The 15,193-nt window shown below is 54.3% G+C and carries 17 protein-coding genes and 1 riboswitch; all 17 genes read left to right on the forward strand.

Annotation, left to right across the window (positions count from 1 at the left end):
• The first annotated feature begins 25 nt into the window (after nucleotides 1–25).
• The 17 genes from fliD (at nucleotide 26) to B9A13_RS00330 (ending at nucleotide 15,157) form a co-directional block, all read left to right on the forward strand.
• Nucleotides 26–1,921, forward strand: coding sequence for a flagellar filament capping protein FliD (fliD, locus tag B9A13_RS00250; RefSeq protein ID WP_084233039.1), 1,896 nt, complete (start codon nucleotides 26–28; stop codon nucleotides 1,919–1,921).
• A 100-nt stretch (nucleotides 1,922–2,021) separates the two neighbouring features.
• Nucleotides 2,022–2,429 (forward strand): flagellar export chaperone FliS, encoded by a 408-nt coding sequence (gene fliS, locus B9A13_RS00255; RefSeq protein WP_084233040.1) that lies wholly within the window; start codon nucleotides 2,022–2,024, stop codon nucleotides 2,427–2,429.
• A complete protein-coding gene (locus B9A13_RS00260) occupies nucleotides 2,426–2,845 on the forward strand; it encodes a hypothetical protein (protein WP_084233041.1) in 420 nt (139 codons plus the stop codon). Before fliS ends, B9A13_RS00260 begins: the two co-directional genes overlap by 4 nt.
• A gap of 24 nt (nucleotides 2,846–2,869) precedes the next feature.
• Nucleotides 2,870–3,322, forward strand: a complete 453-nt coding sequence (locus tag B9A13_RS00265; RefSeq protein ID WP_084233042.1) for a YaaR family protein — start codon at nucleotides 2,870–2,872, stop codon at nucleotides 3,320–3,322.
• A gap of 120 nt (nucleotides 3,323–3,442) precedes the next feature.
• Nucleotides 3,443–3,850: a flagellar basal body rod protein FlgB gene (gene flgB / locus B9A13_RS00270; RefSeq protein WP_143806817.1), complete on the forward strand. Its 408-nt coding sequence runs from the start codon at nucleotides 3,443–3,445 to the stop codon at nucleotides 3,848–3,850.
• A gap of 104 nt (nucleotides 3,851–3,954) precedes the next feature.
• A riboswitch (cyclic di-GMP riboswitch) is annotated at nucleotides 3,955–4,038 on the forward strand.
• A gap of 177 nt (nucleotides 4,039–4,215) precedes the next feature.
• Nucleotides 4,216–4,650, forward strand: coding sequence for a flagellar basal body rod protein FlgC (gene flgC / locus B9A13_RS00275; RefSeq protein WP_084233044.1), 435 nt, complete (start codon nucleotides 4,216–4,218; stop codon nucleotides 4,648–4,650).
• Between the two features lie 66 nt (nucleotides 4,651–4,716).
• On the forward strand, nucleotides 4,717–5,025 hold the full coding sequence (fliE, locus tag B9A13_RS00280; RefSeq protein WP_084233045.1) for a flagellar hook-basal body complex protein FliE: 309 nt from the start codon (nucleotides 4,717–4,719) through the stop codon (nucleotides 5,023–5,025).
• Nucleotides 5,026–5,071: 46 nt separating this feature from the next.
• Nucleotides 5,072–5,503, forward strand: coding sequence for a FliO/MopB family protein (locus tag B9A13_RS00285; RefSeq protein WP_084233046.1), 432 nt, complete (start codon nucleotides 5,072–5,074; stop codon nucleotides 5,501–5,503).
• A 57-nt stretch (nucleotides 5,504–5,560) separates the two neighbouring features.
• Entirely contained in the window at nucleotides 5,561–6,319 is a 759-nt protein-coding gene (fliP, locus tag B9A13_RS00290; protein WP_242942737.1) for a flagellar type III secretion system pore protein FliP, read from the forward strand.
• A gap of 52 nt (nucleotides 6,320–6,371) precedes the next feature.
• Nucleotides 6,372–6,644 carry a flagellar biosynthesis protein FliQ gene (gene fliQ, locus B9A13_RS00295; protein ID WP_143806818.1) on the forward strand — a complete coding sequence of 91 codons (273 nt, stop codon included), beginning with the start codon at nucleotides 6,372–6,374 and terminating at the stop codon, nucleotides 6,642–6,644.
• Between the two features lie 49 nt (nucleotides 6,645–6,693).
• Nucleotides 6,694–7,488: a flagellar biosynthetic protein FliR gene (fliR, locus tag B9A13_RS00300; RefSeq protein ID WP_084233047.1), complete on the forward strand. Its 795-nt coding sequence runs from the start codon at nucleotides 6,694–6,696 to the stop codon at nucleotides 7,486–7,488.
• On the forward strand, nucleotides 7,485–8,576 hold the full coding sequence (gene flhB, locus B9A13_RS00305) for a flagellar biosynthesis protein FlhB (protein ID WP_084233048.1): 1,092 nt from the start codon (nucleotides 7,485–7,487) through the stop codon (nucleotides 8,574–8,576). Before fliR ends, flhB begins: the two co-directional genes overlap by 4 nt.
• Complete coding sequence (gene flhA, locus B9A13_RS00310; RefSeq protein WP_084233049.1) at nucleotides 8,573–10,612, forward strand: flagellar biosynthesis protein FlhA; 2,040 nt, start codon at nucleotides 8,573–8,575, stop codon at nucleotides 10,610–10,612. The genes flhB and flhA overlap by 4 nt, the downstream gene beginning before the upstream one ends.
• Nucleotides 10,613–10,641: 29 nt before the next feature.
• On the forward strand, nucleotides 10,642–11,838 hold the full coding sequence (locus tag B9A13_RS00315) for a flagellar biosynthesis protein FlhF (RefSeq protein WP_084233050.1): 1,197 nt from the start codon (nucleotides 10,642–10,644) through the stop codon (nucleotides 11,836–11,838).
• Between the two features lie 44 nt (nucleotides 11,839–11,882).
• A complete protein-coding gene (locus B9A13_RS00320) occupies nucleotides 11,883–12,539 on the forward strand; it encodes a flagellar brake protein (RefSeq protein WP_159447969.1) in 657 nt (218 codons plus the stop codon).
• Nucleotides 12,540–12,616: 77 nt separating this feature from the next.
• Nucleotides 12,617–13,375 (forward strand): sigma-70 family RNA polymerase sigma factor, encoded by a 759-nt coding sequence (locus B9A13_RS00325; RefSeq protein ID WP_084233052.1) that lies wholly within the window; start codon nucleotides 12,617–12,619, stop codon nucleotides 13,373–13,375.
• A 294-nt stretch (nucleotides 13,376–13,669) separates the two neighbouring features.
• Nucleotides 13,670–15,157, forward strand: a complete 1,488-nt coding sequence (locus B9A13_RS00330) for a DUF342 domain-containing protein (protein WP_159447970.1) — start codon at nucleotides 13,670–13,672, stop codon at nucleotides 15,155–15,157.
• Nucleotides 15,158–15,193: the final 36 nt, after the last annotated feature.

Genomic DNA, 15,193 nt, shown 5'->3' on the forward strand with positions numbered 1-15,193 from the left:
TTGGCGGGAAGGAGGCGAAATTGTCATGTCGGATATCAGCTCGGTCTACAGCAGCACCTCCCGCATCACCGGTATCTATTCCAATTTGGACACCGACGCCATTGTGAAGGATTTGATGGAGGTCCAGCAGACCAAGGTGGACGCCAAGGATCAGGAAAAGACTTCTCTGGAGTGGTACAACGATGCCCTGGGAAGCGTTTCGGATCTGGTGAAGGAGTTTAAAAGCACTTATCTTACCTCCTCGGGAAGCGGCAGCATGCTTTCTTCCACCGCCTATAAGAGCTTTCAGGTCGACTGCGGCGATGATTCCGCCGTTTCCGTCTCGGCGGGAACCGGCGCGACGACCGGAAGCTATACGGTAAACAGCGTGACGCAGCTTGCGAAAAACGCTTCCGTTTCCAGCTCCGGCAGAATATCCTCGGACGGAAAAAGTATTTCCGAATACAACACCACCGCGCTGAGCGGACTTAAATTTGCGGCAGGTCTGGAGTTCGACGCAGGAGGAAACATATCCTTTGAAATCAACGGCGCCGCCTTCACCTTTTCTTCCGACACCACGCTTCAGGCAATGATCAACACGGTAAACGCGGACGAGACCGCCTGCGTCACCATGAAATACAGCCGCCTCACCGATGCTTTCACGATTGCGGCGGATGACGGCGGAGCTTCCAGCTCCGTCACAATTAAAAACCTTTCCGGCAACGCATTCGGAGAAAACGGAGCCTTCGGGATCGCCGAAGGGACCACCGGGGATGCGTACGCCGCCTCGGTTGCCAGCTCCGGCGGCATTCTGGAAAACGGGGAGGGCATCACACGGTACTCCACCCTTGGAGAGCTGGACGCCGCGGTTTCCAACACCCTGCTGGACACCTCCGGGGAGCTGTCTTTTACCATCAACGGAAAATCCTTCACCTTCGGCTCCGACACGTCCATTCTGGACATGACCTTTGCCGTGAATTCCGGCGGAGCCGGCGTCAAAATGAGCTACGACGGCACGGCGGACACATTTTCCATCGTTTCCTCCGACTCCGGCGCCGATGCTTCCATCACGATCGAAAATAATTCCGGAAACGCATTCGGGCCCGGCGGCGTGTTCGGCATTGACACGGGCACCGTTTTCGGCACGAGTTACGGAGAGGTCGGATCGGACTGCGTCTGCACCATCGAGGGCGTCGAGGTGACGCGGGACAGCAATTGCTTTACCATCGACGGCCTTACCTATACCCTGAAAAAAGCCACGGACGAGCAGACGGATTTCACCGTCAGCCGGGACTTCACGGCCACGGTGGAAGCCGTCAAGACCTTTGTCGACGCTTACAATACCCTGACGGACAAATTGAACTCTCTCCTGGATGAGAAGGACTATTCCGCCGATTACAAGCCCCTGACTTCCGAGCAGGAGGACGAAATGAGTGAAAATGAGATTGCATCCTGGAACGATAAGGCGAAATCCGGACTGCTGCGGAACAATAAGGATCTGGAGGGTTTTCTCAGGAATCTGAAGAATTCCTTTTTCTCCTCCCTGGCCGGGAGCGGAAAGACCATGGCGTCCCTCGGGATTACGACCGCAAGCTATTATTCCGACGACGCCGGCAAAATCGTTCTGGACGAGGATGCCCTCACCGCCGCCCTGGAGAAAAACCCCGATCAGGCGGTGTCCATGTTCACGGCCTCCGATAAAGACTCCAGGGGCTTTATTTATAAAATATCCGACGCGGTAAACAATTACCTGAATGTCGCAGGAGACGACGAGGACGCTACCTCGGACAAAATCAGCGGTCTTGAGACCAAAATCAGCGACATGGAGGACGACCTGGACGACCTGGCGGACAGATACTATGAGAAATTTTCCGTTATGGAGCAGTCCCTCAGCCGTCTCAATTCCATTTCGAGCATGCTGTCTTCTCTCTTGTCCTCCTGACAAAGTCACTGAATGATTCGGCGAGCCGCCCGCCTGGATTCGCGGCAGCCGCTTGGCTCCACCCTCCTCCAAGAGACGGGAGCGCGGCAATGGGAGTGTTATGCAGTACTTCGGTTCCGACCCCCGCAAAGAATATTTGAGGCAGGAGGTTATGACGGCAAGTCCCGCCGAGCTCGTGACGATGCTGTTTGAATCCGCCATAAAAAACGTCCGTCTCGCCACAATCGCTTACGAGGATAAAAAGGACATCGGCGCTGTAAACAGTCATCTGCAGAAGGCGCAGAGGATAATCAGCGAGCTCATCGGCTGCCTGGACATGAGCCTCTCCATTTCCCCCCAGCTGCTGAAAATTTACGAGTTTATTCTGAAGGAACTTCGTATCGCAAACGCCCGCAAGGACATGGACCGGCTCGAGCCCGTGATCGGGATGCTCTATTCCATGCGGGATACCTGGCAGGAGGTTGCCCGGCGTCAGAGGAACGGTATGGCGTCGAAAAGTCTGCAATGATCGGCGTGGAGAATGAGGCGGTCCGCTTCGAGCGGCTGCGACGGAAAAAAGACGGCCTTGCCGGCCTGCTTTCCGTTATGCGGGAATTGGAGGATGCTGTGGATTCATACGATATGCCGCGCTTTCTGGAAGATCTGCAACGATGCGAAAAAGCGGTGAAACGCCTGAAGGATTCAGACGGTGTTCACATGGAGCCGGAAATGCCTCCGACTCTCAGGGAAGCCTCTCTCGTCAAAGAAATCGAGGGGCTCGTGAAGCAGGCGGAGCTGCTCAATGCAAGAACGGTGCATCAGGTGGAAGAAAACATGAAGTTTTGCCTTTCAGAAACGAAGCGTCTTCGCCGCAGCGCAAAGGGAATGTATTATCTGAAAAGCGGCTTCGGTTTCCCGATGGTGGAATTTGATAAATCCGTCTGACGCGGGAGCGGGGGAGATGGAAGCTTGAAGGTAAAATACGCGGAAAGAACGGACCGCGGCATGGAAGCGGGGCCGACCGTCGTCCGGAAACGGGAAGCCTCCTTCCGGGAACCGTCGTTTGATCACCAGTACAGGGAAGAGGGCCGTCGGCAGCTGGAGGAGCATCTGGAAGACCTGAAAAACCGGCTGGAACAGCAGGGAAATATTCTCGCCCGGAAAGCGGACATTGGGGAGCTTTCCCGTTACCGTACCCTGATTTCCGAGATCCTCTGTGAAGTGGTGGGAAACGCGTACGCCTTTCAGAAGGAAAACGCCTTTGATAAAAGGGGAAGGCACTTTGTATACGCGACCGTACGAAAGATTGACGAAAAGCTGGAGGAACTTGGCCGGGAGATTCTGCGGGAAAACCGCGATGAGATCGAAATCCTTGCCAAAATAGACGATATCCGGGGCCTTTTACTGGATATTCTTTCGTAAAACGCGGTGGTATGAAACCATCGGATGGAACGGCTTTTCGGAAAAATCCGATTTTCTTCTGGACTGTGGGAATAAAACGTGCTAGATTGAAGGAAACCGTGAAGGAAGGGAGCTTTGTCCATGTGGGGAAATTTATTTCAGACCGCGGATCTGCTGGAAAAGGGAATCGGCGCGGACTGGCTGCGAAACGAAGTGATCTCCAACAACATCTCCAACGCGGACACGCCGGGTTTCAAGGTTTCCGAAGTGGAGTTTGAGGACGTCCTGGCCTCCGCCATTTCCACCGGCGGCCTGGAGTTGAAAACCACCCGTGACGGGCATCTGAGCGGGGGCTCCGCCGGTCTTTCCTCTGCGGAACCTGTGATCACCACCTCCGAAACCACCGCTTACCGCACGGACGATAACAACGTGGACATTGAGGCACAGATGGTGGATCTTGCCCAGAACAGCCTGCATTACTATACTCTCGTGAGCAAGCTGAACTCGGAATTTCGCAGGCTGAACCTGGCGATTACCGGAGGCAATTGAAAAATGATTCGCCGAATTTTGTAAGTTTTTTGTTTAAAATGTAGAAATTTATCATAAAACATCTTGACGCCGGAAAAATAAACCAGTATTATGATGGTTGTAACAATTGATAAAGGCAAACCTGTTGAAAAGCAGGGACGCAAAATCAAGGGTCTAAAGCCGCAAGGCTATGACAGCCGGTTGCCAAAATGTTATTCAAATAATCGTGTTCTAAACGGAGCAAGGGGGGATTATCTCCTTTTGCCGGTTTTTTTCACTATGCGATGAATTCATTTAGGTAACTAAATGGATTTTTTTTATCCCTTTTTTCGCTGATAAAAATAACCGTACGCTTCGGCGCAGTAAAAAATGAAGGAGGCAGTGTCATGGGTTTTTTAAGTTCGCTGGATATCAGCGCTTCCGGGCTCACCGCCCAGCGTCTGCGCATGGATGTGATCTCGGAAAATATCGCGAATATTGATACCACCAGGACGGACTCGGGAGAGCCGTATCGCAGGAAGTATATCGTTCTCAGCGAAAAAAACAAACCCTTTTCCTCCTATCTGGAAAACGGGGAGGCTGGAACATCCGCCGGCGGAGTATATGTATCACGTGTGGGGGAAGACCAGTCCGATTTTACGCTGAAATACGATCCGAACAACGTGGACGCGGATGAAAACGGGTACGTGAAAATGCCCAACGTGGATCTGTCCACGGAAATGGTGGACATGATGTCGGCTTACCGCTCCTACGAGGCAAACGTTACCGCTTTCAACGCATCGAAGGACATGGCGGTCAAAGCCCTGGAAATAGGGGAATAGGGAAGTTCACGTTTTTCGGATTGCGGCTTCCGAACATATGCGCGATGAGGAAGGAGGAAAAGAGAAATGTTGTACGACATGGATATTCAGGCGCTCAATTCTGCCACCAGGTTCATGAATTCTTCCGGAAACCTCTCCGGAAAAAGCGCCGGCGACAGCAATTTCTCCGAATTTTTAAGCGACGCTTACGATTTGGCCAAGAGCACGGATCTGCAGGATAAAAGCTCCGCTCTTTCACTTCTCACCGGCAGTGAGGACGATATCGCCTCCGCCATGGTTGATTCCGAGAAGGCGGAGCTGGCTTTGAGCCTCACCATCGAGATTCGCAACAAAGTGATGGACGCTTATAAGGAAATTCTGAACATGCAGGTCTGATTTTTCGCAGGACTCTGTTTTTGCTGGTCTGACTGGGGGAGAAGAGATGTTTTTGCAGACGTTGGGCGCTCTGTCTGTTGTGCTTCTGGTGATATTCGCCTCTTATTACGCCACCAGATATCTGGCCGGACGCGTAAACGGAGGATTCCGCGAAACACGGTATCTGAAGGTACTGGACCGTTTTTCCCTGTCGAAGGACAAGATGCTGGTCCTATGCGCCATGGGAGGGCGGGCCTATCTCATCTGCGTCACCAATCAAGGGATGGAGCTCATCGATCAGAAAGATCTTGAGGAGCTGGAACCTTTGAAGGAAAAAACCGGCGCTCTTTCGGATTCCGTCTCCGGCGCCGGCGCCTTCATGAAGGAATACCTCATGTCTAGGTTTGTGAAAAAACAGAAAAACGGGGATTCCGGCGCGTCTTTTTCTGATTTCTGGGAAAAGGCCCGGCGTTCCGCCGACGGGAAAAATCCCGATTAGGGGAGTAGGTCGGCGGCAATTACAATTCGGGACTTGACCGGAAAGCGGGGATAGAGATTGAAGCACAGCGGAAAATCCGTAAAAATATACCGATACGCCGCCATGTTCGCTCTGGTTTTTCTCGTCTGCTCCATGGCGGTTCCTCCGGCTCTGGGAGCGCCCGATGACGTTGTGAAATCTGTTTTCGGAGACAATACCCAGACTCTCGATATTGTGATTCTTCTGACGGTTCTGGCCCTGATTCCCACTCTGCTCGTCTGCCTCACCGCCTTTACGAGGATCGTGATCGTCCTGGGATTCATCAAAAGCGCCATCGGGATGCAGAACGTTCCTCCCACCCAGGTGATCATCAGCCTGGCTCTGATTCTGGATTTTTTCGTCATGAGCCCTGTGATTTCACAGATCAATCAGACGGCTTACGTGCCCTATTCCCAGGGCCAGATCACCCTGGAGGAATTCGGAAAACAGGCCATGGTGCCGGTCCGGGAGTTCATGCTCAAGCAGACCTATAAGTCGGATCTGGACTTTTTTGCCAAGCTGGACAAGCTGGAAAATGTGGAAGACGTTTCTCAGATCCCCGATCACGACGTCATTCCGGCCTTTATGACCAGCGAATTGAAGCGGGCCTTTCAGATCGGCTTTTTTCTCTATATCCCATTTATCGTCATCGACATGGTGGTGGCCAGCACCCTTATGGCCATGGGTATGATGATGCTGCCTCCCGCCATGATATCCTTGCCCTTCAAGGTCCTTCTGTTTGTGCTGGTGGACGGCTGGACCCTTACCCTCGGGACCCTGATTCAAAGTTTCGGATAGAGCAAATTGATAATAATCAGCAGCGGGCGGCGCAGTTCGCGGGGAGGTTAATATGATTAGTCAGGCCGAAGTGATATCCATTCTGCAGGACGCGATCGGAACGACCCTCAAGGCGGCGGCTCCCATGCTTCTGGTGGCCCTCGTCATCGGTCTTATCGTATCCGTTTTCCAGGCCACCACCCAGATAAACGAGCAGACCCTTTCCTTCGTCCCCAAAATCATAGGCATCCTTCTTGCCATCCTTATTTTCGGCGGCTGGATCCTCGGCTCCATGACGGACTTCACCGTCCGCCTCTACGAGTCAATCCTTCTCTATCTCAGCTGACGGAGCTTACCGTCCGCGAAAATTCAACGGCAGAAGAAGGAGGCCCGTGATGTCGCAGATTCTGACTCAGGCCCTCGGGCATTGGGATTATACGCTCCTTCTTTTCCTCCGGGTGAGCTCTATTCTCCTGCCTTCTCCGATTTTCGGGAGAAAGCTGGTTCCCTCGCTCATCAAGACCTCCTTCTGCATCTTTTTGACCTATCTGTTTCTTCTGGCCTTTCCGTTTCCGGAGCAGGGCCTTGTATACGAAACGACGCTTGGTTATATCCTCCTGTGCGTCAGGGAACTGGCCTTCGGATTTGTTCTGAGCTTTGTCGTCACCATGTTTTTTGACCTGGTGTATATCGCAGGACATTTGATTGACACCCAGGTGGGCTTTGGCATCGTGAGCGTTTACGATATTCAGAACAACTCTCAGGTCCCCATGACCGGAAATCTCCTGAACGTCGTGTACCTGATCGTGTTTTTTTCCGTGAACGGGCATTTGAAATGGATCTCCATCCTGTATTCCACCTTTGCGAAAGTACCCGTCGGACACGTGCAGATTTCCGCGAACCTCGCCTCTGCCGCTGTGGAGGCCTTCTCGCTGTCCTTTCTGCTTGCGGTTATGATGGCTATGCCCATCATCGCCTCCGGCCTCATCCTGGAGCTTGCCATGGGGGTCATGATCCGCTCCGTTCCTCAGATGAACATGTTTGTTATCGGCATTCCGGTGAAGATTCTCGTCTGCCTGCTGGTGCTGATCCTCACCGTTCCCGCCATGGTCGCATTCAGCAATACGGTTTTTACGGACATGTTCCAGTCGGTGGAACGGCTGTTTGACACGTTTGGAGTGCTGCAATGAGCGGGCAGGGCAGCGGTGAAAAGACTGAAAAAGCCACAAAGAAAAAGAAGGAAAAAGCCAGGGAAGAGGGCAAGGTTGTCCGCAGCAACGAGCTTAGCATTGCCGCTTCCGTGATCACCCTCTTTGCCGTAATCCTCGTCGGCTGGAAGCATTTCATGCAAAACGCTTCTTCCCTGATGGTCAAATATCTCTCCGAAAACTATCTGGTTTCAGCGTCGAAAAACCTGGACGCCGCCGCCGTGAGAAACGTGTTTCTGAGCGCCGCGCTGGACGGTCTGCGCATCGTCTGGCCGATTTTTGTCCTTGCGATGCTTGTGGGCGCGTTGGTTCAAATTCTTCAGACGGGTTTTCTCGTGACGGGAAAAACCTTGATGCCCCAGCTCAACCGTTTGAATCCCATCGAGGGTTTCAAGCGGATCTTTTCCCTTCGCTCCGTGGTGGAGATGCTCAAAGCCGCCGCAAAAATCGCTTTTCTCTGCGTCGTCGTATACGGAGCGTTTCAAAGCCTCATGCCCGAGTTTCCCTCTCTCATGAGCATGGAGGTGTCCCAGTCCTTTCCGAAGCTCATGCAGACCGCCCTGACCCTTGCGCTTAAAATGGGTGCGGTTCTCGCCGTCGTCGCCGCCGCGGATTATCTTTATCAGTGGTGGCGCAACGAAAAGGACCTCATGATGACAAAGCAGGAGGTCAAAGAGGAATTCAAGCAGCTGGAGGGAGACCCCAAGATCAAGGGGCAGATCCGCGCCCGTCAGAGACAGATCAGCAGAAGGCGCATGATGCAGCGCATGAAGGAAGCCGACGTCGTTATTACCAACCCCACGCACTTTGCCGTCGCCGTCCGTTATAAAGAGAAAGAGGACAAAGCGCCCCTGGTCCTTGCCAAAGGGCAGGATCTCGTGGCGCTGCGGATCCGGGAAAAGGCCGCCGAATACGGCATCGAAGTGGTGGAAAACCGTCCCGTCGCCCAGGCGCTTTATAAAAACTGCGAAATCGGGGAGGAGATCCCCAAAGACCTGTACCGCGCGGTGGCGGAGATTCTGGTCTATGTCTACCAGATGAAGAACAAGGCAAGGGGGGGAAGAGCGTGAAAGCGGCCGATGTTTTTATTGCCGGGATAGTCCTCGCCGTGGTGATGCTGCTCATCATTCCTCTGTCAACTTCCGCCCTGGACGTCTTTCTGGTCATCAATATAACCGTCTCCATCTTCATCCTCATCACCACCCTTTACATCAAAGACCCTCTGGAGTTTTCCATCCTGCCAACGATCCTTCTTATCGTGACCCTCTTCCGCCTGGCCCTGAACGTCGCCTCCACCAAGCTGATCCTGGGCAACGGCGGCGAGGCCGGGAGCGTGATCGCCACCTTCGGAAACTTCGTCACCAGGGGAAACCTCGTGGTGGGCTTCATCGTATTTATCGTCATTGTTGCCATTCAGTTTATCGTGATCACAAAAGGTTCCGAACGGGTTTCCGAGGTGGCCGCCCGCTTTACCCTGGACGCCATGCCCGGAAAGCAGATGGCCATCGACGCGGATTTGAATACCGGCGCCATTGACGAGGCCGCCGCCCGGAAACGCAGGGAGGATATCCAGCGGGAAGCGGATTTCTACGGAGCCATGGACGGCGCCAGTAAATTCATCAAGGGCGACGCCATCATCGGCATCATCATCATGCTCATCAATCTCATCGGCGGTCTTGTGATCGGCGTCACCATGGGCGGAATGCAGATTACCGACGCTTTGAGCATCTACGCCGTGGCCACCGTGGGAGACGGCCTGGTAGGTCAGATTCCCGCGCTGCTGGTCTCCACCTCCACGGGCATCATGGTGACCCGCTCCACCTCCCAGGACAGCTTTGGCGTCAGCGTTTCCAAGCAGCTCTTCGACAAACCCTACGTCATGATCATATCCGCCGCCATTATCGCCATCATCAGCCTGATCCCGGGCTTTCCCAAGATCCCCGCCGCTCTTGTGGCGGTGAGCCTTGCCTTCTTCGGCTACCGCTCCATCAGCAAAACCAAAAAGAAGGAGGAGAAGAGCACCGAGGACAAGGCGAAGGAGCTTGCCAAGGAAAAGCGAAAGCCGGAGAATATGACGAACCTTCTTCAGGTGGAGCCCATCGAGATGGAATTCGGATACGGGATCATTCCCATGGTGGACGCGAATCTCGGCGGAGATCTCCTGGAACGGGTCGTCATGATCCGCCGCCAGTGCGCCCTGGAAATGGGGATCATCGTCCCCTCCATCCGCCTCCGGGACAACGTTCAGCTGGGTACCAACGAATATGTCCTTAAGATCAAGGGAAACGAGATTGCCCGGGGAGAGGTCATGATCGACCATTTTCTGGCTATCAACATCGCCGGAGCAAAGGAGACCATTTCCGGGATCGAGACCACGGATCCCGCCTTCAACATGCCCGCCCTCTGGATCACCAAGAATCAGCGGGAAAAGGCGGAGCTTTTGGGCTACACCACCATAGACCCCCCATCTGTCATCGCCACCCATCTCACGGAGCTGATCAAGCGTTACGGTCACGAGCTGTTGAACCGCCAGCAGGTGCAGACTCTCCTTGACGCTCTCAAAACGCAGCAGCCCGCCCTTGTGGACGAGGTATATCCGAAGATGTTTTCTCTGGGCGATATCCAGAAGGTACTCATGAATCTTCTTCGCGAAGGGATTCCCATCCGGGACATGGCCACCATAGTGGAAACCCTGGCAGACTACGGAAACCTCACCAAGGACACCGACCTTCTCACCGAATACGTGCGCCAGAATCTCAAGCGCCTCATCACAAAGCGGTTCATAACCGACGGAAGAGCCTCGGTGATCACCCTTGACCCCAGGCTGGAACAGCTGATCCTGGAGCGCTCCAAGCAAAACGAGGCGGGGCCCTTCGTGGCCATGGACCCGGCGCAGCTTCAGTCCATGCTCCGCAGCCTCAAAAATCAGATTGAAAAAATCAACAATCAGGGCAAAACCCCAGTCGTGCTCACCTCCCCCCTGGTCCGCCGCAAGTTCAGGCGCCTTGTGGAGCAGGTTGCCTCCGATCTCACGGTGCTCTCTTACGGCGAAGTGGAACAGTCGGCTGAAATTCATGCGGAAGGAGTCGTCGCGGTGCAGGCCTGATCCTTTTTTTACCGCGTGCAGGCAGACAGATGAACATTAAGCTCGTAAAGAAAATTGAAGCGGAAAACATGTGCCTTGCCATCAAGCGGATCTCCGGCGAGTTCGGGCAGGACGCCGTGCTCCTGGACACGCGGAAGGTAAAGAAAAAGGGCATCAGAAACCTGTTTTCCAAGCCGTATTACGAGATTCTCGTGGGGTACGATCCCTCCGGCATTCCCGCCGTCCGGAAAAGTTCCGGTTTCCGCTCCAATGGGGAAGCCGCCATTTTGCAGCGGAAGGAGGAAAAGCTGTCCCGTTCGCCGGAAAAAGCCTCTCCCCGCGCGGACGCTTCCCCTTCTCCCGATAAGGTTGCCTCCCCCGGAAGGGAAGAGCGCAATTTCTGGCCGGAGGTCCGAAGCATGGTGAGGTGTATGAAAGAATCCGGCGTTGCCGACGAGTTTATTCGTCCCATCCGCGCGGATGCTGTAAAAATACTCAAAGAGCAGCAGGAGGCTTCCGTCTGCGACGTCTTTCTTCGTCTCATCGAGGCTCGCATCCCCGTCCCCCGGGAGACGTCCTGGGGAAATACAAAAAAGACAGTCCTTCTCCTGGGACCCACCGGCGCCGGGAAAACCACCTCCGTCATGAAGCTGGTGTCCAGGTATTCCAGGATTCGTAATATGGACATCGGCGTCGTCAACTCGGACACCTCCAGGATTGCGGCGCTTCGGGAGCTGGCCGCAGGCTGCCCCATGGACGGGGAAAAATACGCCGAGCTCATGAAGAGCCTAGCCGTGGACCCCCTGAAGCCTTATCTGGACCTTCTTGGGATCTCCTATAAAGCCATTTCCGCTCCGGAGGAGATCGCCGAAGTTAAAAAAGCGGAGCCGGAAAAGGACCTTCTGCTCATCGACACCACCGGTATGCTCCCCGTCGGCCCGGAATATCAGGCCGGTATCCGGACGCTCATGCGCCTGGGAGAAGTAAACGAGGTCCTGCTGGTTGTCAGCGCCTCCTCTTCCTTCGAATCTTTTAAAGATGTCGCCGAAGGCTGCCGTTTTCTAAGCGACTATGGGCTTCTTGTCACTAAGATCGATGAGGTGAGCCGCCTGGGGATGATCCTGAACCTGTGCTGCCTGACGGGAAAACCTCTGTATTATCTGGCGTCCGGCCGGGACGGAACGGACCGGATCTTCCCCGGAAGGCCCGCAGAGATCGCGGGAAGGATCCTGAAAAGCGCTCTCTGAGTATAAAATGGCGGTATTTCATTTTTTATGAGAGGAAAGAGGACGTGAGTATCCACTCCTTTTTGAAAATCGGAGATAAGGTCCAGGTTTTATTTGACGGGAAATGGTATGTGACCATGGTGGAACGCAAGGAGGGCGAGGATGAGTTTCTTGTCTCCGTTCCCTGGTCCCGTCTGAGGATGGCCCGCCTGGATCTCGGTTCCACCTACGCCTTCCGAAGCACCAATCCCAGGGGGCTTTATGAATTCGACTGTCTTATCCTCAGCCGTGAGACAACCGATCAGATTCTTCTCTACCGGGTGAAAATCGTCTCGGAGCTCAGAAGGATTCAGAGAAGAAGGGCATATCGGGAAAATGTCATGCTGGACGTATGCATCGCCAACCCGCCAGATCCGTCCGCTGGAAACGCCAAACCGGTGCTCTGCTGGACGCATACGCGGAACGTAAGCGAGTTCGGAATGCTGTTTTATTCCGCCAAGCGCTATCTTGTCGGGGACGAGCTCCGATGCAGGATCCTGCTCAACCGCTTTGGCTTCAGCGAAGAGATTTCCGATATCCGGGCGGAGGTGGTCCACTGTGAGCTCCCCGATGCCGAAGATCCGAAGTACAAAATCGGCGTTGTATTTTCGGACATTACCACAAAGGACAAAAGGCTTTTAAGCAAATTCGTTGCCCGGTGCCAGAGGGAAGACAGATTGTAGAGGTCTTTCCGCCTGTTTGTCGGCAGGAGCATGGCGCGCTTCGGGCGGCAGATTATTTTGTTTTGGACGGGTGAAGTATGGACATGGATGTCAAAACCTTCGACGATCTCAGTGAACTCTGGCTGCAGTATTCCGGCAGCAAAGATCCGGAACTGAAAAACCGGATCCTAACCGCCTATATTCCCCTGGTGAAGAAAATCGTGCGCAGGATTATGCCAAAATACAAAATGTACAATGACAGCGAGGACCTGATAAGCTGCGGGATGATTGGATTAATCGACGCGGTGGATAAATACGATATAAACTATGGAGTGAAGTTTGAGACCTACGCCACCACGCGCATCCGCGGGGAGATCCTGGATTACATGCGGAAACAGGACTGGGCCCCCTCCAGCCTCCGCACGAAAATCAACCGGATCAACCACGCCTCGGAGGCGCTGGAATATAAGCTGGGGCGCCAGCCTACGGAAAAAGAGGTCGCGGAGTACCTGCACATGCCGGGTGCCGAGTACCAGAAGGTGATGGAAAAAACCCACATTTTCAACCTCATGTACTTTGAGGACATGGTGACCGACACCTACTTTTCGGACAAGATGTCAGATTCTGATGAAAGCAATCCCGCGGTGATACTCCAGAACAAGGAGATGAACCGGATTCTGGCGGAACTCATCGACGCGCTTCCCGAAAAGGAAAAACTGGTGATTGCGCTTTACTATTACGAGGAAATGACCCTGAAGGAGATCGCCGGGATTCTGAAGGTGACCGAGTCGAGAGTGTCTCAGATCCATTCCAAAGTCCTCTCGCGGATCGGCTATAAGCTGAAAAAAATGATTTGAACGGCGGGAATAACGATGGAAAACCACTCGAACATTGCCGGCGACGGCCGATGTAATCCCACTGCCCCCGGTATCCCGGAGCCAATCCCCGGCGCGGATGTAAAATCACGCGCCTCCGACCCCGGTGAAGGACAACTGCATCGCGGTCCGGATGCGCCAATAAGTTCTGAGAGCGGGGAAACCGGCCCCAGAAACGGTTTACCCGGATACCGTCTGTCCTACGAGGAAGACGGAGTATTTCTGGAGGTTTCTCCGGGCGCCCCGGAGGCATCACCGGACCTTGAAAAAGCGATTTTGGACTATTTGGGGCGCAAACGGCTGAAAAACGTCCAAAGCGAAGCGGTGCGCGGGGTCCTTGAAAATCCTTCCTCCCGTATTCTCGTAGCGCCCTCGCAGGAGGAGTTTCGTCTCGGCTGGGATGCCTCCGTCATCGTTGCAGAGGACGAAATGTCGGCATACCTTACGCTTATTCCGCCGGAAGACGGGGGCGAGCCGCCGTCTCTTCCCGGTGTCGCGCAGCTTCTTGCGGATAAAGGGATCGTTTACGGCGTGGACGAGCAGGCCCTGAGACGCTGTGTGGAAAACAGGGAATACGGGATGGAGATTCCCGCTGCCAGGGGCATTTTTCCGGTGGACGGAACGGATGGAAAGCTTGTCTTTCATTTCAGCACGGATTTTACCGGCGCGCCGGTGATTTTAAAAGACGGCCGCGTGGACTACCGGACGATGGACCTATTTGAGCAGGTAAAGGCGGAGCAGGTGCTGGTGACCCGTGAGCGCGCTGCGGAAGGATCTCCCGGATACACGGTCCGTGGCCGCCTGCTGAAGCAGAAGCCCGGAAAAGAAGCCAGAATGCCTGCAGGAAAGAACGTGGAGCTGGACGAGGAACGCCTGGTTATGACGGCGAAGATTTCCGGCCGCGTGGACTTTGTCAATCATACCGTCACGGTTTCCGACCGGTTTTTCGTCAAGGGAGACGCGGACCTTACGGTGGGGAATATCGATTTCGACGGGGATGTGGTGATCGGCGGAAACGTCATTTCGGAACTCACCATAAAAGCTACCCGCAATATAGAAGTAAACGGGGTCGTGGAAGGAGCGAAGCTCGTCGCCGGAGGCAGCATCCTTCTCAAAAGCGGGATGCAGGGCAACGACAAGGGCTCCGTGGAGGCCGGAGGCGATCTCACCGCAAAGTACATAGAGAGGACCACGGTGAGAGCCGGCGGAAATATCGTGGCCGACGCGATCCTGCACTGCCGCCTGTCCAGCGGCGGCAGCATCACCGTCAGGGGCAAATACGGCTGCATCATCGGCGGGGCCGCCCGGGCGCAAAACAGTATCCAGGCGAAAAGCATCGGTTCCTCCGCGGGCCTGAAAACAGGCATAGAGGTCGGTATCGCCCTGGAAAAGAGGGAACGGCTGAGTTTTCTCACCAACGAGGTGAAGCGTCTCCGGGAAGAGCAGGATAAATTCGAGAAGATACTCTCCTATCTCGGCAAAATGGAGAGTCTGCCTCCCGAAAAAGAAGCTCTGAAGCGGACGGTTTTCGTCGGTATGCTCCAGGATAAACAGAAAATATCGGAATATACGGCGGAAATGGAAAAAACGGAAGAGGAGATCCGAAGCGCGGTAAAAGGGAAGGTTCATGTGATGGACACGGTATACCCCGGGGTCAGAATTGCCATTTCCCTGGGCGAGTACAAAGTGACCTCTCCCATCCGGTTTGCCACCTTTCGCTTCAGCGGGAAGGAAGTCTCCTTCTCCGCCTGCGAATTGGAATAATAAGCTCTCAATAGCAAACCATCTTCAGGGACGGAT

Origin of the sequence: Papillibacter cinnamivorans DSM 12816 (genome assembly GCF_900176335.1) — a bacterium.
GTDB classification, from domain to species: Bacteria; Bacillota; Clostridia; order Oscillospirales; family Oscillospiraceae; genus Papillibacter; species Papillibacter cinnamivorans.